Source organism: Streptomyces sp. NPDC048142 (assembly GCF_043202835.1).
GTDB lineage: Bacteria > Actinomycetota > Actinomycetes > Streptomycetales > Streptomycetaceae > Streptomyces.
This window is the reverse complement of record NZ_JBIDBC010000002.1, coordinates 363,516-387,388: the sequence shown is the minus strand read 5'-3', so window position 1 is coordinate 387,388 and position 23,873 is coordinate 363,516. Positions and strand designations below refer to the sequence as shown.

Genomic DNA, 23,873 nt, shown 5'->3' with positions numbered 1-23,873 from the left:
AGAACCATGCGCGATTTCAGGATGGGGTGCCTCCAGGGAGATGGCCGCAGGCGGGCTGGGCTGTCGGCCCGCCTGCGGTTCGGCGTCGGCTTTCGGTACCGGCTTTCGGCTATCGGTACCGGCTTTCGGCTATCGGCCTGCGAGGGAGTGCGCGGGGCCGCCCACCTTGTTCCATGCGATCCCGGATCCCGACCACTGGAAGACAGCACTCCTGTCCGGGCTCAACCCGTACAGATGATTGCCACTGACCGCGAACTGCGCCGCCGGACCGCCCACCTTGCTCCACTTGTCCGGCGTGCCACTGAACCTGAACAGATCACCCGTCGAAGGATTCGTCGCGAACAACCCAGCCCCACCCGCGACCAACTCACCAGCCGCGCCGCCGACCTTGACCCACGCGACACCCTGCCCGGAGTACTGGAAGACGGCACTCTTGTCCGGGCTCAACCCGTACAGATGACTACCGGAGACCGCGAACTGCGCCGCCGGACCACCGACCTTGACCCACTTGTCCGGCGTACCACTGAACCTGAACAGATCACCCGTCGACGGATTCGTCGCGAACAACCCGGCCCCACCGCCGTACAACTTCCCGGCCGCACCGCCGACCTTGACCCACGACGTCCCCGAACCCGACCACCGGAAGACAGCACTCCTGTCCGGACTCAGCCCGAACAGACCATCACCCGCGACAACGAACTGCGCCGCCGGACCTCCCACCTTGACCCACTTGTCCGGCGTACCACTGAACCTGAACAGATCACCCGTCGACGGATTCGTCGCGAACAACCCAGCCCCACCCGCGACCAACTCACCAGCAGCACCACCGACCTTCGTCCACGCGACACCCTGCCCGGAGTACTGGAAGACACCCGACCGGTCCGGCGACAACGCGAACAGGTCACCCCCACCCGGAACAGGACCACTGCAGGAGTTCGTACTGATCATGTCCTCCGGGCGGTTGGGGTCCATGATCAGCAACCGCCCCTGGAGCTTGGGGTGGACCATGTGCTGGGTGTCCGCGTCCTGGTCGCTGTTGGGGTTGTAGAGCTGCTCGTAGTGCAGGTGCGGCTTGCCCGGCGATCCGACGTCCCCCATGTAGCCGATGATGTCGCCGCGCTTGACCCAGGTGCCGGCCTGCGCGACGCCGGTCATGTGGAGGTAGAGGCTGAACCAGCCGTTGCCGTGCCTGATCTCCAGCCCGCCGGACGACCAGAAGTTCTCGTGCACGAGACCGTCCGCCGAGGCGAGGATGGGGCTCCCCGACGGCATCCCGTACCGGTACATGTCGATCTTCTTGTCGTCCGGATTGTGACCCGGGTAGGTCTTCAGTTCGACCTTGACGCCGCACGGGAAGGGCAGCCGGAAGTCCGGCCGGGTGTCCTCGATCCCCGCTGCCCGTGCCGTGGGGACTCCGCTGACGCCCAGGGCCATCACAGCCGAGAGCCCGCCGGCGGACTTGAGGATGTTCCTGCGTGTGGGACGGTGCGCGCTCACATGACCTCCTGGTCACCGACAGGGCGAAGGCGGCGGGCGACCTCATGGATGGCCGAAGATGGGGTCCTGTTCGTCAAGCCAGGGGTTCGCCCGCTGCGTTGAGGAAGGTACGGGCGGGCGCAGGGGCGGGGAATCCGGAACCCTACGGAGTGACAGGAGCAGGGGGCTCGGGTATCCCGGAGGCCCCCCCTATGTTCTCGCCCTGCGGCGAGTCCCGGCTCCGCATCGACCGCGTGTATGACGGCGGCACGATCGTCGTGGTAGGTCAGAGCGCGACCGAGGCACCATCGCCATCGACAGCCGGAACCCGACCACGTCCGCGTCACCAAGGGCCATCGACGCTCGACGCTCCGGAGCCTCACACCGCCGCGGCGAGCCCTTGGGGCACCCGCGTATCCGGCTCGGCTCGGCTCCCGGATCACAACCTGGTGTCGAGCCATACCGGATAGGACACAAGCCTTGACGCTTAGGTTAGGCACACCTTATTCATGAGGGGTTCACAGGAACCAGGAAGGCATGCCATGCAAAGCCCCGCCCCTCGTCGATTCGCCACCCTTGCTGTAGGCGCCCTGCTCGCGCCGCTCGTCGCCGCCTGCGGCGGTGGCGAGGAGAAGGGCGCTGCCCCGGGCACAAAGGCCGAGAAGAAGAACGAAACCCTCGTCATCTACTCCGGCCGCAACGAGGAGCTGATCGACCCCCTGCTCAGGAAGCTGGAAGCCGCCACCGGCGCCAAGGTCGAGGTTCGCTACGGCGACAGCGCCGAACTCGCCGCTCAGCTGCTGGAGGAGGGCGACAGGACCAAGGCCGGCCTGTTCCTCGCCCAGGACGCCGGCGCCCTCGGCGCGCTCACCAAGGAGGGCCGCCTGGCGGCCCTGCCGAAGGAGTCCCTGGACAAGGTCGACAAGGCGTTCCGCGCCGAGGACGGCACCTGGGTCGGCGTCTCCGGCCGAGCCCGCGTCATCGCGTACGCCCCGGACAAGGTCGACAAGGCCCCGGACAGCGTGCACGAGCTGACCGGCCCCAAGTGGAAGGGCAAGGTCGGCTACGCGCCGACCAATGCCTCCTTCCAGGCGTTCGTCACCGGCATGCGCGTCCTGGAGGGCGACGACGCCACCCGCACCTGGCTCAAGGACTTCAAGGCCAACGACCCGCAGGTGTACGAGAAGAACGGCGCCGTCCTCAACGCCGTCAACGACGGCACGGCCGAACTCGGTCTGATCAACCACTACTACTGGTACGAGAAGGTCGCCGAGGAAGGCGCGGCCAAGGTCAAGGCCAAGCTGCACTTCCCGACCAAGGGCGACCCGGGCGCGCTCGTCAACGTCGCCGGCGTCGGCATCCTCAAGGGCAGCGACCAGAGCGCGGCCGCCCAGCAGGCCGTCGGGTTCCTGCTCTCCGCGGAGGCGCAGACCTACTTCGCCGACGAGACCAAGGAGTACCCGCTGGCCGCGGGCGTCACCAGCAAGGTCGAGAACCTTCCGCCCCTGAGCTCCATCGACGCCCCCGCCATCGACCTGAGCAAGCTGGAATCGCTCAAGGTGACCCTGGAGATGATCCAGGAAGCCGGGATGGTCTGAGCAGCATGAGCACACCGGGGACGCCGGTCCACTCGAACCGGTCGGCGCCCGCCGGTACCACCCCGCGCCCTGACGACGCCGACGTGTCGTCAGGGCGCGGGCGTGCCGGGCAGCGGCCTCCTCTTGTCCTCATCGTCTTGGCGTCGCTGGCCGCGGTCGTGGCCCTGCTGCCGCTGGTCTACCTGGGTGTACGGGCGCTGGAGCGCGGCCCCGGATACGCCTGGGACGTCGTCGCCCACGAGCGGACCGTCGAACTGCTCGCCCGCAGCCTGGGGCTGACCGCCGTCGTCGTCACCGGTTGTCTGGTCCTGGGCATCCCGCTGGCCTGGCTGACGGTCCGCACCGCGCTGCCCGGCGCCCGCGCCTGGTCCGTGCTGGCCACCCTGCCGCTCGCCGTGCCCAGCTACGTCGCGGCCTTCGCCTGGATCTCCGCCGATCCCGGCCTCGCCGGCTTCACGGGCGCCGCGTTCGCCCTCACCCTGGTCAGCTACCCGTACGTGTACCTGCCCGTGGCCGCCGCCCTGCGCGGTATCGATCCCGCCCAGGAAGAGGCCGCCCGGTCTCTCGGGCACGGCCCGGCGCGCACCTTCCTCCGCGTCACGCTGCCGCAGTTGCGCCCCGCAGCGGCCGGTGGCGGACTGCTCGTCGCCCTGTACGTGCTCTCCGACTTCGGCGCGGTCTCGATCATGCGGTACGAGACGTTCACCCGGGCGATCCACACCTCGTACAAGGCCAGCTTCGACCGCACTCCCGCCGCCGCGCTCAGCGTGGTACTCGTCGTGATGACCGTGCTGCTCGTCACCGCCGAGGCCCGCACCCGGGGCCGCGCCGGACACGCCCGCACCGGCGGGGGCGCGCCCAGGCCCGCGCCCCCGGCCCGACTGGGCGGGTTCACCTGGCCCGCCCTCGGCTGGTGTTCGCTCGTCGCGGCTGCCGGAGTGGCCTTCCCCGTCGGCACCCTCGTCTACTGGCTGGCCGTCGGCAGCTCCGGCACCTGGGAGCCCGGCAGGCTCCTCGAAACGGCCGGGACCACCCTGGGCGTCGCCGCGCTGGGCGCCGCGGTCACCACTCTCCTCGCCCTGCCCGTCGGCATCCTCGCCGCCCGCCACCGGGGGCGTGCCGCGCACCTCCTGGAGCAGGCCGCGTACGCCGGACACGCCGTGCCCGGCATCACCGTCGCACTCGCGATGGTCTTCCTCGCCGTCCGCTACGCGTACCCGCTCTACCAGCAGCTACCGCTGCTCGTCGCCGCCTACGCGGTGCTGTTCCTGCCCGTCGCCGTGGCCGCCACCCGGGCCGCCGTCCTCCAGTCGCCCCCCGTCCTCGAGGACGTGGCCCGCTCGCTCGGACGCGGCCCGCTGGGCGTCCTGCGCGAGGTCACCGTGCCGCTCGCGGCCCCCGGAGTCGCGGCCGGCGCCGCCCTCACCTTCGTCGTCTGCATGAAGGAGCTGCCCGCCACCCTGCTGCTGCGGCCCACCGGCATGGAAACGCTCGCCACCCGGCTGTGGACGGAGACCGGCACCGGTTCCTACGCGGCCGCCGCACCGTACGCCGCCGTCCTGATTCTGATCGCCGCCGTCCCCTCGTACCTCCTCGGAAGGCACCGCACATGACCGACCTGCGGATCACCGGGCTCGTCAAGTCCTACGACGACGCGACTCGGGTGCTCGACGGCCTGGACCTCACCGTGCCGACCGGCCGGCTGGCCGCCGTCCTGGGCCCCTCCGGCTGCGGCAAGACCACCATGCTGCGGATCCTCGCCGGCTTCCTGCGCGCCGACGGCGGCACGGTCGAGCTGGGCGGCCGGGTCGTCGCGGGCCCTGGTGTCCACCTGCCGCCCGAGCGCCGCCGGATCGGGATCGTGCCCCAGGAAGGCGCGCTGTTCCCGCACTTGAACGTGGCCCGCAACGTGGCCTTCGGTCTGCCGGGTGTCCCCGTGGCCGAACGCCGCGGGCGCACCGAGGAGATGCTCGAACTGGTGGGCCTGCCCGGGTACGGGAACCGGATGCCGCACGAGCTGTCCGGCGGCCAGCAGCAGCGCATCGCCCTGGCCCGCGCGCTGGCCCCCAAACCCGGGCTCGTCCTGCTCGACGAGCCCTTCAACGCCCTCGACAGCGCCCTGCGCGCGGGCGTACGCGCCGATGTTCGCGCCGCACTGCGGGCCACGGGCGCCACGGGCGTGCTGGTCACCCACGACCAGCAGGAGGCGCTCTCCACCGCCGACCTGGTCGCGGTGGTACGGGCGGGCCGGGTCGCCCAGTGCGCGGCCCCCGAGGAGGTCTACCGGAGCCCGGCGGACCCCTGGGTGGCCGGCTTCGTCGGCGACGCCGTCCTCCTGCCCGGTACCGCCGAGGGCGCCACGGCCCTCACCGCGCTGGGCCCGGTCCCGCTGGCGGCGCACGGCGGCACGGTCGGCGCAGGCAAGGGCTCCACCGTCAGCGGCGGCTCCGGGACGGTCGTCCTGCGCCCGGAGCAGCTCACGCTGACCGAGGCGGGCGTGGACCGCCCCCCGGGCACGGTGGTGGACGTGCACTTCTACGGCCACGACGCGATGGTCGTCGTCGCGGTTCCCGGGCTCGACACCCCGGTGTCGGTCCGGGTCTCCGGGCCGGTGGGGGTGCGCCCCGGCGAGAAGACCGGGATCGCGGTCACCGGCGGGACAGTGCTCTACGACCACAGCGCACCCTGACCGCGTACAGCACCCCCCGGGCACCCGGGGCCTCCCCGCGTCCCGCACGCCTACCGGGGCGGTGACGCGGGGAGGGCCGAAGGGCTGGAGTGTCAGTCCTCGCCCTCCAGGTTCCCCTCCGTCTCCAGGTACACCTGGCGCAGCGCGTCCAGCACCGCCGGGTCCGGCTTGGCCCACATGCCGCGCGACTCGGCCTCCAGCAGGCGTTCCGCGATGCCGTGCAGAGCCCAGGGGTTGGCCTCCTGGAGGAACTGCCGGTTCTCCGGGTCGAGCACGTACGTCTCGGTGAGCTTGTCGTACATCCAGTCGGCGACGACGCCGGTCGTGGCGTCGTACCCGAAGAGGTAGTCGACGGTGGCCGCCAGCTCGAACGCGCCCTTGTAGCCGTGGCGGCGCATCGCCTCGATCCACTTGGGGTTGACGACCCGGGCCCGGAAGACGCGGGACGTCTCCTCGACCAGCGTGCGCGTGCGGACGGTCTCGGGGCGGGTGGAGTCCCCGATGTACGCCTCCGGGGCCTTGCCCTTGAGCGCGCGCACGGTGGCCACCATGCCGCCGTGGTACTGGAAGTAGTCGTCGGAGTCCGCGATGTCGTGCTCGCGGGTGTCGGTGTTCTTCGCGGCGACCTCGATGCGCTTGTAGGCGCTCTCCATCTCCTCGCGGGCCGGGCGGCCGTCGAGTTCACGGCCGTAGGCGTAGCCGCCCCAGACCGTGTAGACCTCGGCGAGGTCGGCGTCGGTGCGCCAGTCGCGGGAGTCGATGAGCTGGAGGAGGCCCGCGCCGTACGTGCCGGGGCGGGAGCCGAAGATACGGGTGGTGGCCCGGCGTTCGTCGCCGTGCTCGGCCAGGTCGGCCTGGGTGTGCGCCCGTACGTGGTTCTGCTCGGCCGGCTCGTCCAGCGAGGCGGCCAGCCGTACGGCGTCGTCGAGCAGCCCGACCGTGTGCGGGAACGCGTCGCGGAAGAAGCCCGAGATGCGCAGCGTCACATCGATCCGGGGACGGCCCAACTCCTCGTACGGGATGGGCTCCAGGCCGGTCACGCGGCGCGAGGCGTCGTCCCAGACGGGCCGGATGCCGAGCAGCGCGAAGGCTTCGGCGATGTCGTCGCCCGCCGTGCGCATCGCGCTGGTGCCCCAGAGGGAGAGGCCGACCGAGGTGGGCCAGTCGCCGTTGTCGGTGCGGTAGCGGGTCAGCAGCGAGTCGGCCAGCGCCTGGCCGGTCTCCCAGGCGAGCTTGGAGGGGACGGCCTTCGGGTCGACCGAGTAGAAGTTACGGCCGGTGGGCAGGACGTTGACCAGGCCGCGCAGCGGCGACCCGGACGGGCCGGCCGGGACGAAGCCGCCGTTCAACGCGTGGACCGCGTGCGTGAGTTCGTCGGTCGTGGCCGCCATGCGCGGGACGACCTCGGTGGCCGCGAAGGTGAGGATGTCGGCGACCGCCTCCGGCAGCCCGGCGGCGACGCCCGCGACGGCGGCGGGGTCCCAGCCGGCGTCGTCCATCGCCTGGACGAGCGCGCGGGCCTGCTCCTCGATCGCGTCGGCGGCGGTGCGGGTGGCGGCCGACTCGTCGAGGCCGAGCGCCTCGCGCAGCCCCGGCAGCGAGGCCGTACCGCCCCAGATCTGGCGGGCGCGCAGCACGGCCAGCACCAGGTTGACCCGGTCGTTCCCGGCGGGCGGGTTGCCCAGGACGTGCAGGCCGTCGCGGATCTGGACGTCCTTGATCTCGCAGAGCCAGCCGTCGAGATGCATGATGAAGTCGTCGAAGCCCTCGTCCTCCGGCCGGTCCTCCAGGCCGAGGTCGTGGTCGAGCTTCGCGGCCTGGATCAGCGTCCAGATCTGCGCCCGGATCGCGGGCAGCTTCGCCGGGTCCATGGCGGCGATCTGGGCGTGCTCGTCGAGGAGTTGCTCCAGACGCGCGATGTCGCCGTAGCTGTCAGCGCGGGCCATCGGCGGCACCAGGTGGTCGATCAGCGTGGCGTGGACGCGGCGCTTGGCCTGCGTACCCTCGCCCGGGTCGTTCACCAGGAACGGGTAGACGAGCGGGAGGTCCCCGAGGGCGGCGTCCGGACCGCAGGCGGCGGAGAGCCCGGCGTTCTTGCCCGGCAGCCACTCCAGATTCCCGTGCTTGCCGAGATGGATCATGGCATCGGCGCCGAAGCCGTTGTCGTCGGCGGAGGCGGCGATCCAGCGGTAGGCGGCCAGGTAGTGGTGGGACGGCGGGAGATCGGGGTCGTGGTAGATCGCGATCGGGTTCTCGCCGAAGCCGCGCGGCGGCTGGATGAGGATGAGGAGGTTGCCGCGCCGCAGGGCCGCGAGGACGATGTCGCCCTCCGGGTTGGCGGACCGGTCCACGAACATCTCGCCGGGCGCCGGTCCCCAGTGCCGCTCCACCGCGTGGCGCAGCTCCTCGGGGAGCGTGGCGAACCAGCGGCGGTAGTCGGCGGCCGGGATACGGACCGGGTTGCGGGCCAGCTGCTCCTCGGTCAGCCACTCCTGGTCGTGGCCGCCCGCCTCGATCAGCGCGTAGATCAGCTCGTCGCCGTCGCCGGAGACCAGCCCCGGGATGTCGGCCTCCGGCCCGAAGTCGTACCCCTCGGCGCGCAGCCGGCGCAGCAGCGCGACGGCGCTGGCGGGCGTGTCGAGGCCGACGGCGTTGCCGATCCGGGAGTGCTTGGTCGGGTAGGCCGACAGCACGAGCGCGATCTTCTTCTCCGCGTTCGGGATGTGCCGCAGCTTCGCGTGCCGTACGGCGATCCCGGCGACCCGGGCCGCGCGCTCGGCGTCGGCGACGTACGCCGGGAGCCCGTCCTCGTCGATCTCCTTGAAGGAGAAGGGCACGGTGATCAGCCGCCCGTCGAACTCCGGCACCGCGATCTGGGTGGCGGCGTCCAGCGGGGAGACGCCTTCGTCGTTCTCCTCCCAGGCGCTGCGCGGGCTGGTGAGGCAGAGCGCCTGGAGGACCGGCACGTCGAGCCCGGTCAGCGCGCCCGCGTCCCACGACTCGTCGTCACCGCCGGCCGACGCCTCGGCGGGCCTGGTGCCGCCCGCCGCGAGGACGGTGGTCACGATGGCGTCGGCGGCGCGGAGCGCGTCGATCAGCTCGGTCTCGGGCGTACGGAGAGACGCGACGTACAGCGGGAGCGGCCGGGCGCCGGCATCCTCCACGGCGGTGCACAGCGCGTCGATGAACGCGGTGTTCCCGCTCATGTGGTGGGCGCGGTAGTAGAGGACGGCGACGGTCGGCGCGCCCTCGGGCACCGCACGGGCCTCCCGCTCCAGCGGGCCCCACGCGGGGGCCGGGGCGGGCGGCTCGAAGCCGTGGCCGGTCAGCAGCACGGTGTCGGAGAGGAACCGGGCGAGCTGCTCCAGGTTGGCGGGCCCGCCGTGCGCGAGGTAGGCGTGCGCCTCGGCCGCGATGCCGATCGGCACGGTGGACGCGGCCATCAACTGGGCGTCGGGGGCCTGCTCACCGGTCAGCACGACGACCGGGCGCCCGGTGGCCAGCACCGCGTCGAGCCCCTCCTGCCACGCCCGTACCCCGCCGAGGAGGCGTACGACGACGAGGTCGACGCCGTCCAGCAGGTCCGGCAGTCCGTCGAGGGAGACGCGGGAGGGGTTGGCGTACCGGTAACTGACGGGTCCCTCGGAAGCGCGGGCGCTCAGGAGGTCGGTGTCGGACGTCGACAGGAGCAGGATCATGCTGCGTCAGGCCTTCCTCGGGGTGTCCACGCCCCGGGCGGTGTCGGAGGGGTCTCCCCACGCCCGGCCGGAGAACCGGGCGCTCGGGGAAGGGAGTTCCTGACTCGCCCGGCCGGTGGTGGCGGCCGTGCTCACAGTGGCGGGACCGCGCCGGAATCTCACCGGGCTTCCTCCCCTGTCGCCGTCTGGCGATGGCGGCCTGAACGGACCACCGCCTGCATCCTAAGCGGCGGAGGTGGGGGCGGGGCAGGGGGCGGGGGTGCGGTGGTGATCACTGTTTGCGGGTCGGGGTCCGAGCCGGGTGCCTCCCGCGTCCCCGCGCACCGGGGCGGGGCGGTGAGCCGCTGTCGCTGCGGACCGGGGCGCGGGCGGTGAGCCGCGCGGAGCGGGGCGGGGCGGGGCGGGGCGGGGTTCGCCGCGGTCCGCTGTCCCGCCGGGCACCAGGCGCAGGCCGCGGGTCGCGGGCCGCACGTCACAGGCCGCAGGCCGCAGGTGGCGGATCGCAGGTCACAGGAGCGAGCCCGCCGATCGGATCGGCTCGGTCGGTATGCTCGCCGCCATGCCCGATTCCGCCCCCTCGCCCCTTTCCACGGGCGGCTCATCCCCCCGCGACGGCGGCGACGCCTGCCCGGGGACACTGCGGCTGCACCGGGCCGACGACGGGGCGCTGGCCCGCGTACGCGTCCCCGGCGGGGTGCTGAGCGCGGACCGGGCGGACGCGCTGCTCGCGGTGGCCGGCCGGTTCGGCGACGGTGACCTGCATCTCACCTCGCGGGGCAACGTACAGCTGCGCGGCCTCGACGCGGAGTGCGGCGGCGGCCCGGCCGGACTGCTCACCGCCGCCGGGCTGCTGCCGTCCGCCGCGCACGAGCGGGCCCGCAACATCGTGGCCTCGCCGCTCGCAGGACTCGACGGATCGCCCTCGCTCAGGGGCTGGTTGTCCGAACTGGACGGCCTGGTGTGCGGGTCGGCCGCCGCCGCTTCGCTCTCCGGCCGCTTCCTCTTCGCCCTCGACGACGGGCGCGGGGACGTGGACGCGCTGGGCGCGGACGTGACCCTGATCGCGGAGGGCCGCAGTGCCCCGGGCGCCCCGGACGCGGCCGGCGGCAGCGCCCTCCTGCGGATCGGGGACGACGAGGACCGGCTGTTCCGGCTGTCCGCCGCCGACGCCCCGCGCGCCGCGCTCCTGGCCGCCGAGACGTTCCTCCGCGCCGCCCGGGACTCCGGCGCGTGGCGGGTGAAGGACCTGCCCGAGGACGTACGGGCGACGCTGCCCGGCGAGATCGCCCAGGCCATCGGAGCGACGGTGGCGGCGACGGCGGATGTGCACCGCCCCCGTCCACGTACGGCGACAGCTCCGCGACCAGGCCTGATCACCGCACCGGACGACAACGGCGGCGGCGCGACCGCGAACGCGACCGCAACCACGACCACAACCACGACCGCGACCGCGACCGCGATCAGCATCGGCGTACCCCTGGGACAGCTGTCCCCCGCCCAGTGGCGGCTGCTCACCGAAACGGCCCGACGGTACGGGAACGAGCTGCGGCTCACCCCGTGGCGCGGAGTCATCATCCCCGGCCCCTTCAGGCAGGGCAGGCAGGACGGGCAGTCCGAGCAGGACAGGCATCCCGGGCAGGACGACGCGACGGAGGCACTCCGCACCCTGGCGGCGGCCGGGCTGATCACCGGCCCGGACTCCCCGTGGACCGGGGTGGGGGCCTGCATCGGGCACCCTGGCTGCGCGAAGTCGCTGGCCGATGTGCGGGCCGAAGCGGGGGCCGCTGTCGGACCGGCCGGACGGCTCCCTGTGTACTGGTCCGGGTGCGAACGGCGCTGCGGCCACCCCCACGGGGAGTGGATCGACGTGGTCGTCACACCCGACGGGCACCGGATCTCGCATGTACGGGGCGACCGCCGGGACCCCCCGGCGACGGTCCGGAACAACCCTGCGGCACTCGCGGCGACGGTGGCCGCGGCCCGCGCCTGAGAGACCTCACCTTTACCCATCGGCAGAAGAAAGCGACAGCACTGTGCACCAGTACGAGAAGGACGGACCGGCGATCTACCGCCAGTCCTTCGCCACCATCCGCGCGGAGGCGGATCTGACCGGGCTGCCCGCCGACGTGAGCCAGGTCGCCGTCCGGATGATTCACGCCTGCGGCATGGTCGACCTCGTACGCGACCTCGCCTTCTCGCCGAACGCCGTGGCCGACGCCCGCGCGGCCCTGCGCTCCGGCGCGCCGATCCTCTGCGACGTGGCGATGGTGGCCAGCGGGGTCACCCGCAAGCGGCTGCCCGCGAACAACGACGTGGTGTGCACGCTGTCCGACCCGTCCGTGCCCGAGCTGGCCGCGAAGATGGGGACCACGCGCAGCGCGGCGGCCCTGGAGCTGTGGCGGGACCGGATGGAGGGGGCGGTGGTCGCGGTGGGCAACGCCCCGACCGCTCTCTTCCGCCTGCTGGAGATGATCGAGGAGGGCGCCCCGCGCCCGGCCGCCGTGATCGGCGTCCCGGTCGGCTTCATCGGCGCGGCCGAGTCCAAGGAGGCCCTGGCCGAGCACGCGTCGGGCCTGGAGCACCTGATCGTGCGCGGCCGGCGCGGCGGCAGCGCGATAGCGGCCGCGGCGCTCAACGCCATCGCCAGCGAGGAAGAGTAGTGACTTCTCCAGTGAACGGGATCAAGAGTGCCGGCGGCGGCAAGCTGTACGGCGTGGGGCTCGGCCCCGGCGACCCGAACCTGATGACCCTGCGGGCCGTCCAGGCCATCGGCGAGGCGGACGTCGTCGCGTACCACAGCGCCCGGCACGGCCGCTCGATCGCCCGGTCCATCGCGGCGGCGCACCTGCGGCCCGACCACGTCGAGGAGGCCCTGGTCTACCCCGTCACGACGGAGACCACGGACCACCCGGGCGGTTACCGGGGCGCGCTGGAGGAGTTCTACGAGAAGGCCGCGGCCCGGCTCGCGGCGCATCTGGACGCGGGCCTGACCGTCGCGGTGCTCGCCGAGGGCGACCCGATGTTCTACGGCTCGTACATGCACATGCACAAGCGGCTGGCCGACCGGTACGCGACCGAGGTCGTCCCCGGCGTGACGTCCGTCAGCGCGGCGGCGGCCCGGCTCGGCACCCCCCTGGTCGAGGGCGAGGAGATCCTCACGATCCTGCCCGGCACGCTGCCGGAGGAGGAGCTGACGGCCCGTCTCGCCGCCACGGACACGGCGGTGGTGATGAAGCTGGGGCGTACGTTCCCGGCGGTGCGCGGGGCGTTCGAGGCGTCGGGGAGGCTGGCGGAGGCGCGGTACGTGGAGCGGGCGACGATGGCCGGGGAGCGCACGGGCGACCTGGCGGACATCGACCCGGCGTCGGTCCCGTACTTCTCGGTGGCGGTGCTGCCGAGCCGCGTGGACGCACCGCGCCCTTCCGGGGAGGGCGTCCCCGGTGAGGTGGTGGTCGTCGGCACCGGCCCGGCGGGCCCGCTGTGGCTGACGCCGGAGACGCGCGGGGCGCTGGCGGCGGCGGACGACGTGGTCGGCTACACGACCTACCTGGACCGGGTGCCGGTCCGCCCCGGCCAGGCGCGGCACGGCTCGGACAACAAGGTGGAGTCGGAGCGCGCCGAGTTCGCCCTGGACCTGGCCCGGCGGGGCCGCCGCGTCGCGGTGGTCTCCGGCGGCGACCCCGGGGTCTTCGCGATGGCGACGGCGGTGCTGGAGGTGGCCTCGCAGGAGGCGTACGCGGACCTTCCGGTACGCGTCCTGCCCGGCGTCACCGCCGCCAACGCGGCGGCGGCCCGCGCGGGCGCCCCGCTGGGCCACGACTACGCCACGATCTCCCTCTCGGACCGGCTCAAGCCGTGGGAGGTCATCGCGGAACGCCTGCGCGCCGCGGCCTCGGCGGACCTGGTGCTGGCCCTGTACAACCCGGGCTCCAAGTCCCGTACGTGGCAGGTGGGCATGGCCCGCGATCTGCTGCTGGAGCACCGCTCGCCGGACACGCCGGTCGTCCTCGGCCGGGATGTGGGCGGCCCTGCGGAGAGCGTACGGACGGTACGGCTGGCCGATCTGGACCCGGCGGAGGTGGACATGCGGACGCTGCTGATCGTGGGCTCGTCGCAGACGCGGTGGGTACGAAGAGGCCAGGACGGCCGGGGCAGCATCGTCTGGACACCGCGCCGCTACCCGGAGGCGCCGGAGCCCTCGGAGCCTTCCGAGCCTTCCGGGCCTTCCAGGCCTTCCGCGTAGAGCCGGCGCACCCAGCGGACGGCCTCGTCGGACGTACGGGCCACCGGCACCCCTTCCGGCACCGGTGGCCGCCGGACGACGACGACGGGAATCCCGGCTTCACGGGCGGCGGTGAGCTTGGGGGCGGTGGCGCTCCCGCCGCTGTCCTTCGTCACGAGAACATCGATCCGATGCCGCCGGATGATCTCCCGCTCCCCTTCGAGGCCGAAGGGGCCCCGGTCGAGCAGGACCTCCATGCGGGCCGGCCAGGGCGGCTCGGGGGCGTCGACGGACCGCACAAGGAACCACAGCGCGTCGAGTCCCGGCCCCGCGAAGGCCGAGAGCCCCATCCGCCCGGTGGTGAGGAAGACCCGCTCCCCGAGTGCGGGCAGCAGCCCGGCGGCCTCAGCGAGCGATCCGGCGGAGTGCCAGCGGTCACCGTCCTGGGCGGCCCAGCCCGGCCGGCGGAGAGCGAGGAGGGGAACATGGGCCTGCGCGGCGGCCTCGGCCGCGTTCCGGCTCATGGCCGCGGCGAAGGGATGGGTGGCATCGACAAGGGCGTCCACGCCATGCTCACGTACCCAGGCGGCGAGCCCGTCGGCCCCTCCGAACCCGCCGACGCGCACGTCACCGGGGAGAGCTCCGGGCGAGGCGACGCGCCCGGCGAGCGAGGTGGTGACACGGACCCCCGGGTCATGGGCGGCAAGGTGCTCGGCCAGACGGCGGGCCTCGGTCGTACCCCCCAGAACGAGAACATGCACGGGCAGCACAGGCATCGGAACGGACTCTTCTCATGAACGCTGAGGCGCGGGGCGGTCGCAGTGCCCAACTCAAACACACCGGCCTGCGCCCCGGCTGGACGACCGGGGCCTGCGCGACGGCGGCGACGACGGCCGCGTACACGGCACTGCTGACCGGCGACTTCCCGGACCCGGTGAGCATCACGCTGCCGAAGGGCCAGACACCGGCGTTCGCGCTGGCGGTGGAGGAGCTGGCGGCCGGGCAGGCGAGCGCCGGGGTGGTCAAGGACGCGGGCGACGACCCGGACGTGACGCACGGGGCGCTGGTGAGGTCGACGGTACGGAGGCTGCCGCCGGGCTCCGGCGTGGTGTTCCGGGCGGGGCCGGGCGTCGGTACGGTCACCCTTCCCGGCCTGCCGCTGGACGTCGGGGAACCCGCGGTGAACCCGGTCCCGCGCCGGCTGATGCGCGAGCACGTGGAGCGGGTGGCGGCCGAGCACGGCGGGTCGGGGGACGTGGAGATCACGGTCTCGGTCGACCACGGCGAGGAGATCGCCCGCTCCACGTGGAACGGCCGCCTCGGCATCCTGGGCGGCCTCTCGATCCTGGGCACCACGGGCGTCGTGGTCCCGTACTCCTGCTCGGCCTGGATCGACTCGATCCGCCGGGGCGTGGACGTGGCGCGGGCGGCGGGCCTGACGCACGTGGCGGGCTGCACGGGCTCGACGTCGGAGAAGACGGTGACCGCGGAGTACGGCCTGCCGGACATCGCACTGCTGGACATGGGCGACTTCGCGGGCGCGGTCCTCAAATACGTACGCCGTCATCCCGTCGCCCGCCTGACGATCTGCGGCGGCTTCGCCAAGCTCTCCAAACTCGCCGCGGGCCACCTGGACCTCCACTCGGCCCGCTCCCAGGTCGACAAGCCCTTCCTGGCCGCCCTGGCCCGCCGGGGCGGCGCGGACGAACCGCTGGCTTCCCGGATCACCACCGCCAACACGGGCCTGGAGGCACTGCGCCTGTGCGAGGCGGCGGGGGTCCCGCTGGGCGACCTGGTGGCGGCACGGGCCCGCGACGAGGCCCTCGCCGTACTGCGGGGCGCGCCGGTCGCGGTCGACGTGATCTGCATCGACCGGGCGGGGGTGGTGGTGGGGCGGGGGTAGGGCGGTGAAGCATCGGCCTTCCCTGCTTCGCACCGCCGAAAATGTCGTGTCAGCCGCACGGTCTACGCTGCACAGAGGCTGTCGCCACCCGAGCACATCAGGCTGGACGCTGTTCCTCAAGGCACTTGCGCCGCCCGGCGACCTGCTACCCGATAGGTTCATCCCATGTCCGGCCGTCTTCTGGAACTACACGTCGAGAACTTCCGCAGCCTTCGTGATGTGACGATCCCCCTCGGGCCGCTCACCGTCCTGGTGGGCCCCAACGGGGTGGGCAAGTCGAACGTACTCAAGGTGTTCGACTTCCTTGCTGCGATCATCCGCACCGACCTGCAGCCGGCGCTCGACGAGCGCGGCGGATTCGACGAAGTAGCCTTCTGGGGAGGCGAAAAGCCGCCCACTTCCATGGTTGTTCGTCTCACAGCGGACTGGACCACGCATGCGAGCGCGAAAGCTCCGGACGAGTACTCACTGACCATTCGCAGGCGTTCCCTGCCTGGCAGTCGCGATTCCTACACCTTGTCACGCCAGGAGAGCTTCCAGTTCAAGCGAACTCAGGGCCGGGGCCGTCGGATCACGATCTCCGGCGATGAAGCCCGAGTCGTGGACAAGAGGGCCGGCCGTGAGTCCGACGGAGGCAAGTTCGGTATCCAGCGGCTGAGCAGCGGACTGTCCACCCTGCCCCGGCTGGGACGGTCGGACGGCGGGGAGGAAGTGACGAGGGTCGCGGAGCGCTTGTCGTCCTTCAGGGTCTTCGACGTGGACCTCACGGCTGCTCGACAGCCGACACGCACCCACTCGATCAATGCCGGCCGGCTGGAGCCGCACGCGAGGAACCTTGCGGCGTTCCTGATCCAGCTCAGCACCGACGAGGAGCGCTGGGATCATCTGACACACGATGCCCGCCGCGTTCTTCCGCAGCTGGATGCCATCGAGTTCGAGCAGGTCGGGGGCTTCGCCGATCGCCTGGCGGTGGTGCTTCGCGAACGCGGCCTGCGCCGGCCCACTCCGCTGGCTGATGCCTCATTCGGGACCGTACGCCTCCTGGGTCTCCTGGCCATGCTCTACGACCCTCAGCCACCGGCCCTGACATGCGTCGAGGAGATCGACCACGGCCTGCACCCGCAAGCTCTCGAACTCATTGTGGAGCGGATGAGGGAAGCCTCGGCGCGCACGCAGTTCATCGTGGCGACGCACTCTCCCGCACTCGTCGACCGACTGGAACCCCACGAGTTCATCGTGTGCGATCGGGACGAGGACGGAGCTTCCATCATCCCCGCCCTGACGACGACCGAGATCCGGACGATCGTTGCGGAGACAGGTGACCAGCCCCTCGGCGAGCTGTGGTTCTCCGGCGTGCTGGGGGGCGACCTGACAGAGGACGAGCTGTGAGTCGCAGGCGGATATCCAAGCCGTCCGGCCGGGGCGTCGTCGTGCTTGCGGGCGAAAGCGCGAACGATCGCCGCATGCTCGCCGCGTTCATCAAGGCAGCCCATCCGGCCCTTGCCGCTGCCGTCACTCTCACCGAGATCACCGACCCCGTACGCCTACGGAAGAAGTCGGGCGCTGAACTGGCCACAGCAGCGAACGCCCTGGTCAGCAAGGCGCGAGGCAAAGCCCTTCTGAAGGCGGGCGAGTTCGTCGGGATCGCCGTGCACGAAGACATGGATGCCTGCCCCGGCCCTGCTTACGACGCCGCACGAAAGGCTGTCTCGGCCGCGCTGGGCAAGGCGGCCGGCGACTCCTCATCCGTGTACGCGCTCGCCGCCGCCGAGTCCGAAGCCTGGCTCCTCCTCTTTCCCGAGGCGTTCACGCTGCACCGGGCTTCCTGGAAGATTCCAGCGACGTGGAAGGGCAAGGACAGCGGGCGTCGCCAGAATCCGAAGGAAGATCTCGAAGGTCTCCTCACGAGCCCCCGCTTCAGGGAGAGCGACGGCCCGGAGATCGTGTCCAGAGCCCTGGCGCAAGGGTTGCTCACCGAACCCAAGGGCTCGAATCGTTCCTACCAGGAATTCATCGCGGACATCCGCGCCTGGAAGGTCCCCCGCCCGCCCGGCCGCTGACTCCCGCCCCTACCCCGGGACCGCTCCGCTGCTTTGCCCCCGCCGTCGGCCTTCTCGCACGCATACCGTCGGGCCAGGCCGTTCGACGTGCTTGAACATCCGGCCGCCCGCGAGGTACGCCCTTCCTCTTGCAGAGAACGAGACGCCTCTCACGGCCGGCAAAGGGCAGAATCACTCCTGAACATGCCCAGCTTTAAGCCAGGACGGTTTGCCGCATAAGGGGGGTTACGTCCGTTTCTCAAGAAGTAAGTAAAAACAGCCCCTCGGCCGCATGAACCCGCAGGTCACGAACTGTGGTCCCCGCGCATGCGGGGGTGGTCCCGGGTGACGGAATATTGGCTTCCGAGTGCAACTCGGGTGGCCCGGTGGTCCCCGCGCACGCGGGGGTACTCACCAGCCCTCCGCCAGTCGGCTCATGGAATCAGCGCGCAACAGCGCCAAACACCTCGCCCTCCACCCCACCCACCCACCCACCCCGAACTAGTCTGAAAGCCCCATGGGCAGCACCATGCGAAGCGAACATCGACAAGTCCGCTTTATCGTGACCGAGATCGATCAAAGAGGCACTTAAGATCGTTCTCGGATATTGCACCCGTAGGTCGCTCCAAAGATGTCCAATACGCCTATGAGCCGCGCTGCGGGGCGCGCCGGTCGCGGTCGACGTGATCTGGATCGACCGGGCGGTGGTGGGGCGAGGGCAGGGCTCCCTACGAAGCCCCGGATCCCCCAGGCTCCCGACGTGGCGACAGCGAGCCGCTCCCGCCAGCCGTCCGGATCACGCCCGGCCTCCACGGCAGGCGGGGCGGCGTCTCCGGTCCGGGCGTCGTCGCTTCCCGTACGGGAGTAGCAGGACACGGGCCGGACCTGATGCAGAACACCGACCCGGTCGGCTCAGGGCTGTCCCTTCTCGATGGCGTCGAAAACGTCGGCATCGGTTTCCTGCTGCCAGGCCGGAAGTCCGGGCCAGTCCGCGACGTAGCCCGGCTTGGGGTCTTCGAAGTGCTTGAACATCTGGGCCGTCCAGCAGGTCGCGACGAAGCGCCCGCGCTGTTCACGCGAAAGCCGGGAAGCATGCCCACCGCTGATCTCGACGAACTGACGCACCTGCTCGTACACAGCCCCGGCCGCTTCGCGTTCCCACTGCAGGGTGTCCTCCCACGGGGTGACGTAACCGGCCTTCGGCTCGCCGGGGAAATGCCGACGCACTCCCGCGATCCAGGCTTCCCGGAACAGTCGTGCACCCTCGGTCTGCGACATGCCATTCCCTCTCGTCACGGTGTACCCAGCGCGGCGATCTCCGCCCCCAGCTCCGCCACGCGGTGGTCACGGCTCAGCGGGCCGAACTCGCCGTACAGGTTGCGGAGTCTACGGACGACGTATCCGGATCCGGATGCTCGCGCCAGGGCGACGGCCTCCTTGCCGTACGCGACGACCTGCTCGGGGTCTCGCCGTCTCGCCCCGATCGCCGCCAAGTCCGTCAGCACCGCGCCCCTGCGCCGATCCTGGTTGCGGTGCTCACTCTCAGCACGACAGACGCCTGGTTGCGACGCCCGCAGCCCCGCCGGCACTGATGCGCCCGCTTCACGCCCTGCCGACTGTGCTACTTGTGAACACACTTGCGCACCAGCCTTGGCACACCCCGCAGAGTGGCTCCGGCGCAGATGGAGTTGGGGCCACTCGGCCTGTTTGTTGCGCCGCGCCGAGCGCCCCTGCATCGCGAGTGCATAGCGGTAGGACCCACGCACGCGGGCAGTGCCCTGCTGTCGGAGATACTCCAGCTCATCGTGGTACCTGCACAGAGCTGAGCCCCTATACCGGGTGCCTCCTACCAGGCCGGATGATCTCGCGCGGGTCGCGGAGCCATACGTGCTGTCCCCGGTCGGTGACGGTCAGCCCGAACTGCTGGGCGTCGGGCCGTCCCGCTGACTCGTACTCCCACCAGGTCTGCTCGATCTTCTCCCACAGGAACCCGGGCCCGTACTGCCACACCTCCTCCCCCGTGGCGGCCGTCGCAGCGCCTCCGTCCTCCCGGGTCACCCACACCTGAACACCCTCATCGGTGTCCTGGTGGATGAGGCGTACGCCGGGCAGCCGCGCCCCCGCGAACAGCGCGAACCCGAGGCCGAGGAGCCGCGCGGGGTCCAGGCCCGCCGCACGGGCCCGCCCCTGGCCCCGTACCTCGTGGAGATCGGGTACGCGATGGGCCCGCATCGGCATGTACGTGGCCCCGCCGCAGAACCGGCCCACCGCCGTACCGTCATCCTGAACGCGGAGCCGGACCAGCGCACCCGACCAGAACTCCCGGGCCAGCGGGGCCACGACGACCCCGCCGGGCCGGACCTGCCGCAGCAGCGCGTACGGGACGTACCGCAGCGCGCACGTGGCGATCAGCCGGTCCACCGGTCCCAGGCCGGGCCAGGGCCGCTCACCGTCCCCGACCCGCAGATGCGGCCGGTACCCGGCCTCCGCGAGAGCGCCGGCCGCCTGCCGGGCCACCACCGCATCCACCTCCACACTGTGGACCAGATCGTCACCGAGCCGCTCACAGAGCAGCGCGGCGACGTACCCGGTGCCGGTGCCGACCTCCAGCACCCGCATCCCGTCATCGACATCGAGCAGCGTGAGCATCCGGGCGACCATCGAGGGCATCGAGTTCGACGACGTGGCGGCACCGGGCCCGCCCACGGCCCCGTCGTCGAGCTGCGTGACGACCGGCTCGTCACTGTTCACCAAGGCCAGCCAGGCGTCCGTCCCCACCACCGGCTCACACCGGTCGGGCAACTGCCTCCAGACGTCCGGCGGAACGAACCGGCTGCGCGGCACGGCCTCGAACACCCGCCGCCAACGGCCGCTCAGCAGCCCGCGATCGGCAAGAGCCTGGCCCAGATCCGGGTAGGTGGGCACCTGGTGTGGGGTGCTCATGGCTGCGGGACGTACGTGGGGCGGCTGCCGTCCGGGGACGGCTTCGGCTCCGACGGCGGCGTCCACGGCTTGTCCGACGGCGGCCCGCCGTGCTTGCCGCCCTCAGCCTGTACGGGGGTGGTGGTCATCGTCCAACTCCTCTGCTCGGTGGAATGGTTCGATCGGCGGGGCGGCGGTGCAGCCGGTAGATCCCGTACGGCGGGAAGAGGCCGACGCGGCACGGACGGCCGCTCTCGGCACACGCCCGGCAGAGAAGGTCCCGGCCCTGGACGGTGTGCCGTACGGCGGTGACCGGGGAACGCCAACACGCCTCACAGGTACGGACATCCGTCACCGACAGGCTGACCCTCATCCGGCACCCCGGAGAACAGCGGCCTGCGCATGGCACAGGCAGACACAGTCCGGCCGCCGGCACAGGGCATGCACGGCAGGCAGACCCGACACCGAAGCACTGCGACAGGCGACGCCGCACGGACCGTCCGCCCCGGCCGACAGCCCGCCCAGGTGGGCGCCCGCCCCATCGGCCACATCGACGGCGGTGATCGGATCACCACGCCACAACAACGTCACCCCGTGCTCCGGACAATAGGCACCCGACCCGTCCTCGACCGGAAAGTCATGCACGCCGCCCTCCGCATAACACCTCATCCGCGGGCCTCCCGCCACGCCCGGCCCAAACCCACAGCCGTCGAACACGACACTCCGGCACGGCAGGTCGGGCAACGTTGGGTGTGCCCGAGCCACGTCCTGTAGGCGGTGTCGTCGCTCTCGCTCTCGCTGCTCCTCGCGCGGCCTGCCTCGGCATGCGGCTGGGCGATCTTCAGTTGCTCCACGAGCACGGGAATGTTCATCCAGTCTCCTCAACTACCCGTCTGGTGCGGACGGATAGAGCATGGATGCCAGGACGAGGCCTGACTGCTACAGCGTGTAGCAGCCCGGCACGGTTCAGACCGCTCCAACCCAGTGGGCGAAGTGCGTCAGACTCTCGGAGTCGGAGCGATGGAAGCGGCGTAGATTTCGGGCGACCTCGCGCGTCCAAGGGTGCTCGCGCGTGTGCTGGGGTGCCGTAGCACGTGCCATCCGGAGGCTGGTGAAGGCATCTACGGGGCGGCCCGCCCAATCCTGAGCCCTGGCGAGTTCAATGTAGAACCCGCTGCGGCGCTCGGCCGGCAGATCGATGCCCGGTGTCCATGCGGCGGCGGCACGGAGAGCCCGGTCGGCGTGGTCAGGTCCGAGGCTGACCGCGACGGACACCTCGTGGATGCGGACACTTTCAGGCCCGAAGGCCGTGCCCAGATAGCTGCCTTCTCGGCCGACTTGTTCGCTCAGCTGGCGGGCATGAGCCAGGTGAGTGTCGGCCGCTCCTACGTTCTGGGCGCGACTCGCGATCACTGCGGCCCTCATGTGGAGTGCGCCGCGAACGGCTGCCCGTGTGCGTCCGTCCGGTGGCGGGGCGGCCTCGATGGCCTGCTCCAGCGCTACCAGGCCGGCTGTGTGAGCGCGGGCGGCGAAGAACGTCTCGGCGCGAACATATGAGGCGGTCGCCTGGACGAGGGGGTCTGCTGCGCGGTCGGCTGCCCAGCGCATCAGGTCGATGAGGCGCGCGGAGAGGTCATGTGCCCCGTGCTTGTAGGCGACCGCATCGGCGGTTCGAGCAGCAGAGGCCAGCATCCGCGCGGCATCCTGGTGTTCGGCACCAGGAGCGGTGTGAACGTACCGAATCGCATCGGTCAGCAAACCAGGGATGGCGGTAGCGATCCGGCCGTACTGGGCAGCGAGACGCCAGCCCACCGCCGTGGTGATCTCATCTGCCAGTCCTTCCGGTCTACGCACCGGCGGGCCCAGAGCCAGGTCGTACCCGGCGATCGCTTCCGACAGGGCCGGCAGCGCCCGGTGGACGCGTCGCTCCGTGCCGCCGTGATCCGTGCGCAGACGCGCGACGTCCACCTGAAGAACGTCCGCGATCGCTTCGAGTAGCTCGTCGCTGGGCCGGCGGGCACCTCGCTCGATGGCGCGAACCATGGCGTAGGACACATGAGAGGCCGCCGCGAGTGCGGTTTGGGTGTACCGGTGTGCACGGCGGCAGGCGGCGATCCGCCTGCCGATCTCCTGCGGGCTGTCGGAAGACACCCACTGACCGTACGCACGCGATGACGTTGTGGAGGCTGATTCCTCTTACTTTCCGGCAATTGCGGTGAGTTCCGTGAGCGACTGGATCACCCAGTCGGCAGACGCGTGCACCTGGTCGTCAGTGCCCCATAGGTACCCCCAGGGGCCGCGCCGGATGTGTGCGGTCCGGAGCCCGGCCCTGGCGGCAGGGAACGTGTCGTTCGCGGGGTGATCGCCGACGTACACGGTGTCTCTCGCGGGAACACCGGACACCTCCAGGACCTTCGCGAAGAACTCCGCCGAAGGCTTGGCGCAGCCCCACTCCTCAGAGGTTGCGACGAGATCGGCGGGCAGGTCGAGTGACCGGAGCAATTCGCCCGCGCGCACGGTCTGGTTGCCCGCGACGACGACGCGCATCCCGAGTTGCCGTAGCGTCGCAAGCGTCGGGCGGACGTCCTCGTACAGGTCATCCTCATCGAGACGTTCACCTCGTCCGGCTGCCTCACGGGCCGCGTATTCGGCCGGAATATCGATGCCCGGCCTCACAAGCTTCAGCGCTTCGGAGTTGTCGAGCCCCTGGGCGGTCACGGCACCGACAAGGGCGGACAGCGTGTGCCTGGGCGTGCCGAGCCAGTCGGCCCAGGAACCCCAGTAGCGGTCGTCTCGGACGAGAGTCTCACCTATGTCGAACACGAACGTCTTCACACGTCGAGCCTAGGGCGACAGCCAGGTATCGCGACATCCTCCCGGCCATGTGCCCGGGACTCCGTGGCACGATGCCCCGGTCGGCCGGGGCATCGCGGAGATCCTGGCACCGGGGACCGAGGGGAACTGACGATGGGCAAGGATCCACTGCCGGACGAGGAGATCACCCTACGGCTGGCCGAGCTACCGGGCTGGGCGCGCGAAGGGGACGCGATCACCCGCACGTTCGAAATGCGTTACCACGGTGGCGTCTCGCTGATCGTGAACGTCGCGGACGTCGAACGGCTCGTCGGGCATCACGCGGACATCGACCTGCGGTGGGACCACGTGCGGTTCGCGATCACGACGCACGACGCCGGGCACCGGCTGACCGCAGCCGACTTCGACCTGGCCGCACGGATCGACCGGATCGCGGCGGCGCACCAGTCGCAGCCTCACAACGCCTGATCAGGGCAAGCAGATCCGCCTCGCCGAGGCGTGAGAGGAGGGGG

At 71.5% G+C, this 23,873-nt stretch carries 20 protein-coding genes and 1 riboswitch; of the genes, 10 read left to right on the top strand and 10 right to left on the bottom strand.

What is annotated here, in order from left to right; genetic code table 11:
* Positions 1–129: 129 nt before the first annotated feature.
* Positions 130–1,497, bottom strand: a complete 1,368-nt coding sequence (locus tag ACGF2Y_RS04355; RefSeq protein WP_392943163.1) for a peptidoglycan DD-metalloendopeptidase family protein — start codon at positions 1,495–1,497, stop codon at positions 130–132.
* Positions 1,498–2,018: 521 nt separating this feature from the next.
* Here ACGF2Y_RS04355 and ACGF2Y_RS04350 point away from each other — a divergent pair.
* Genes ACGF2Y_RS04350 through ACGF2Y_RS04340 form a run of 3 tightly spaced genes read left to right on the top strand, consistent with a single transcriptional unit; the run spans position 2,019 to position 5,763 of the window.
* A complete protein-coding gene (locus ACGF2Y_RS04350; protein ID WP_392943161.1) occupies positions 2,019–3,074 on the top strand; it encodes an iron ABC transporter substrate-binding protein in 1,056 nt (351 codons plus the stop codon).
* 5 nt (positions 3,075–3,079) lie between these two features.
* Positions 3,080–4,687: an ABC transporter permease gene (locus ACGF2Y_RS04345; RefSeq protein WP_392943159.1), complete on the top strand. Its 1,608-nt coding sequence runs from the start codon at positions 3,080–3,082 to the stop codon at positions 4,685–4,687.
* A complete protein-coding gene (locus ACGF2Y_RS04340; RefSeq protein WP_392943157.1) occupies positions 4,684–5,763 on the top strand; it encodes an ABC transporter ATP-binding protein in 1,080 nt (359 codons plus the stop codon). Before ACGF2Y_RS04345 ends, ACGF2Y_RS04340 begins: the two co-directional genes overlap by 4 nt.
* A 92-nt stretch (positions 5,764–5,855) precedes the next feature.
* Here ACGF2Y_RS04340 and cobN read toward each other — a convergent pair whose 3' ends face one another.
* Entirely contained in the window at positions 5,856–9,461 is a 3,606-nt protein-coding gene (gene cobN / locus ACGF2Y_RS04335) for a cobaltochelatase subunit CobN (RefSeq protein ID WP_392943155.1), read from the bottom strand.
* Between the two features lie 93 nt (positions 9,462–9,554).
* Positions 9,555–9,634: riboswitch (cobalamin riboswitch) on the bottom strand.
* Positions 9,635–10,008: 374 nt separating this feature from the next.
* On the opposite strand from cobN, the gene ACGF2Y_RS04330 reads away from it, so the two are divergent.
* From ACGF2Y_RS04330 to ACGF2Y_RS04320, 3 genes are read left to right on the top strand one after another with little or no spacing between them, the layout of a single operon-like run.
* Complete coding sequence (locus ACGF2Y_RS04330; protein WP_392943153.1) at positions 10,009–11,451, top strand: cobalamin biosynthesis protein CobG; 1,443 nt, start codon at positions 10,009–10,011, stop codon at positions 11,449–11,451.
* Between the two features lie 43 nt (positions 11,452–11,494).
* Complete coding sequence (locus tag ACGF2Y_RS04325; protein ID WP_392943151.1) at positions 11,495–12,121, top strand: precorrin-8X methylmutase; 627 nt, start codon at positions 11,495–11,497, stop codon at positions 12,119–12,121.
* On the top strand, positions 12,121–13,704 hold the full coding sequence (locus ACGF2Y_RS04320) for a precorrin-2 C(20)-methyltransferase (RefSeq protein WP_392943149.1): 1,584 nt from the start codon (positions 12,121–12,123) through the stop codon (positions 13,702–13,704). Before ACGF2Y_RS04325 ends, ACGF2Y_RS04320 begins: the two co-directional genes overlap by 1 nt.
* Here ACGF2Y_RS04320 and ACGF2Y_RS04315 read toward each other — a convergent pair.
* Entirely contained in the window at positions 13,638–14,459 is an 822-nt protein-coding gene (locus ACGF2Y_RS04315) for a cobalt-precorrin-6A reductase (RefSeq protein WP_392943147.1), read from the bottom strand. The genes ACGF2Y_RS04320 and ACGF2Y_RS04315 overlap by 67 nt on opposite strands.
* A gap of 17 nt (positions 14,460–14,476) precedes the next feature.
* On the opposite strand from ACGF2Y_RS04315, the gene ACGF2Y_RS04310 reads away from it, so the two are divergent.
* The 3 genes from ACGF2Y_RS04310 (at position 14,477) to ACGF2Y_RS04300 (ending at position 17,646) form a co-directional block, all read left to right on the top strand.
* Complete coding sequence (locus ACGF2Y_RS04310) at positions 14,477–15,586, top strand: cobalt-precorrin-5B (C(1))-methyltransferase (protein ID WP_392943145.1); 1,110 nt, start codon at positions 14,477–14,479, stop codon at positions 15,584–15,586.
* Between the two features lie 165 nt (positions 15,587–15,751).
* On the top strand, positions 15,752–16,975 hold the full coding sequence (locus ACGF2Y_RS04305) for an AAA family ATPase (RefSeq protein WP_392943143.1): 1,224 nt from the start codon (positions 15,752–15,754) through the stop codon (positions 16,973–16,975).
* A 74-nt stretch (positions 16,976–17,049) separates the two neighbouring features.
* A complete protein-coding gene (locus ACGF2Y_RS04300) occupies positions 17,050–17,646 on the top strand; it encodes a hypothetical protein (protein WP_392943141.1) in 597 nt (198 codons plus the stop codon).
* A gap of 891 nt (positions 17,647–18,537) precedes the next feature.
* On the opposite strand, the gene ACGF2Y_RS04295 is transcribed toward ACGF2Y_RS04300, so the two are convergent.
* The 7 genes from ACGF2Y_RS04295 to ACGF2Y_RS04265 form a co-directional block, all read right to left on the bottom strand.
* Positions 18,538–18,903 (bottom strand): hypothetical protein, encoded by a 366-nt coding sequence (locus tag ACGF2Y_RS04295; RefSeq protein WP_392943139.1) that lies wholly within the window; start codon positions 18,901–18,903, stop codon positions 18,538–18,540.
* Positions 18,904–18,917: 14 nt separating this feature from the next.
* Positions 18,918–19,130, bottom strand: a complete 213-nt coding sequence (locus ACGF2Y_RS04290) for a hypothetical protein (RefSeq protein WP_392943137.1) — start codon at positions 19,128–19,130, stop codon at positions 18,918–18,920.
* 325 nt (positions 19,131–19,455) lie between these two features.
* Positions 19,456–20,568, bottom strand: a complete 1,113-nt coding sequence (locus ACGF2Y_RS04285) for a methyltransferase domain-containing protein (RefSeq protein ID WP_392943135.1) — start codon at positions 20,566–20,568, stop codon at positions 19,456–19,458.
* Complete coding sequence (locus ACGF2Y_RS04280) at positions 20,565–20,696, bottom strand: hypothetical protein (RefSeq protein ID WP_392943133.1); 132 nt, start codon at positions 20,694–20,696, stop codon at positions 20,565–20,567. Before ACGF2Y_RS04280 ends, ACGF2Y_RS04285 begins: the two co-directional genes overlap by 4 nt.
* A gap of 220 nt (positions 20,697–20,916) precedes the next feature.
* Positions 20,917–21,216 carry a hypothetical protein gene (locus ACGF2Y_RS04275; protein ID WP_392943131.1) on the bottom strand — a complete coding sequence of 100 codons (300 nt, stop codon included), beginning with the start codon at positions 21,214–21,216 and terminating at the stop codon, positions 20,917–20,919.
* 297 nt (positions 21,217–21,513) lie between these two features.
* Positions 21,514–22,698 carry a helix-turn-helix domain-containing protein gene (locus ACGF2Y_RS04270; protein WP_392943130.1) on the bottom strand — a complete coding sequence of 395 codons (1,185 nt, stop codon included), beginning with the start codon at positions 22,696–22,698 and terminating at the stop codon, positions 21,514–21,516.
* 45 nt (positions 22,699–22,743) lie between these two features.
* Positions 22,744–23,382, bottom strand: a complete 639-nt coding sequence (locus tag ACGF2Y_RS04265) for an HAD family hydrolase (protein WP_392943128.1) — start codon at positions 23,380–23,382, stop codon at positions 22,744–22,746.
* 132 nt (positions 23,383–23,514) lie between these two features.
* On the opposite strand from ACGF2Y_RS04265, the gene ACGF2Y_RS04260 reads away from it, so the two are divergent.
* Positions 23,515–23,829, top strand: a complete 315-nt coding sequence (locus ACGF2Y_RS04260; protein ID WP_392943127.1) for a 4a-hydroxytetrahydrobiopterin dehydratase — start codon at positions 23,515–23,517, stop codon at positions 23,827–23,829.
* The last annotated feature ends 44 nt before the right edge of the window (positions 23,830–23,873 follow it).

Coding starts and splice junctions, on each gene's coding strand:
- ACGF2Y_RS04285 (WP_392943135.1), bottom strand. CDS start 20,568: ATGAGCACCCCACACCAGGTGCCCACCTACCCGGATCTGGGCCAGGCT.
- ACGF2Y_RS04295 (WP_392943139.1), bottom strand. CDS start 18,903: ATGTCGCAGACCGAGGGTGCACGACTGTTCCGGGAAGCCTGGATCGCG.
- ACGF2Y_RS04280 (WP_392943133.1), bottom strand. CDS start 20,696: ATGACCACCACCCCCGTACAGGCTGAGGGCGGCAAGCACGGCGGGCCG.
- ACGF2Y_RS04315 (WP_392943147.1), bottom strand. CDS start 14,459: ATGCCTGTGCTGCCCGTGCATGTTCTCGTTCTGGGGGGTACGACCGAG.
- ACGF2Y_RS04310 (WP_392943145.1), top strand. CDS start 14,477: ATGAACGCTGAGGCGCGGGGCGGTCGCAGTGCCCAACTCAAACACACC.
- ACGF2Y_RS04275 (WP_392943131.1), bottom strand. CDS start 21,216: ATGAGGTGTTATGCGGAGGGCGGCGTGCATGACTTTCCGGTCGAGGAC.
- ACGF2Y_RS04340 (WP_392943157.1), top strand. CDS start 4,684: ATGACCGACCTGCGGATCACCGGGCTCGTCAAGTCCTACGACGACGCG.
- ACGF2Y_RS04260 (WP_392943127.1), top strand. CDS start 23,515: ATGGGCAAGGATCCACTGCCGGACGAGGAGATCACCCTACGGCTGGCC.
- ACGF2Y_RS04345 (WP_392943159.1), top strand. CDS start 3,080: ATGAGCACACCGGGGACGCCGGTCCACTCGAACCGGTCGGCGCCCGCC.
- ACGF2Y_RS04350 (WP_392943161.1), top strand. CDS start 2,019: ATGCAAAGCCCCGCCCCTCGTCGATTCGCCACCCTTGCTGTAGGCGCC.
- cobN (WP_392943155.1), bottom strand. CDS start 9,461: ATGATCCTGCTCCTGTCGACGTCCGACACCGACCTCCTGAGCGCCCGC.
- ACGF2Y_RS04330 (WP_392943153.1), top strand. CDS start 10,009: ATGCTCGCCGCCATGCCCGATTCCGCCCCCTCGCCCCTTTCCACGGGC.
- ACGF2Y_RS04305 (WP_392943143.1), top strand. CDS start 15,752: ATGTCCGGCCGTCTTCTGGAACTACACGTCGAGAACTTCCGCAGCCTT.
- ACGF2Y_RS04300 (WP_392943141.1), top strand. CDS start 17,050: ATGCTCGCCGCGTTCATCAAGGCAGCCCATCCGGCCCTTGCCGCTGCC.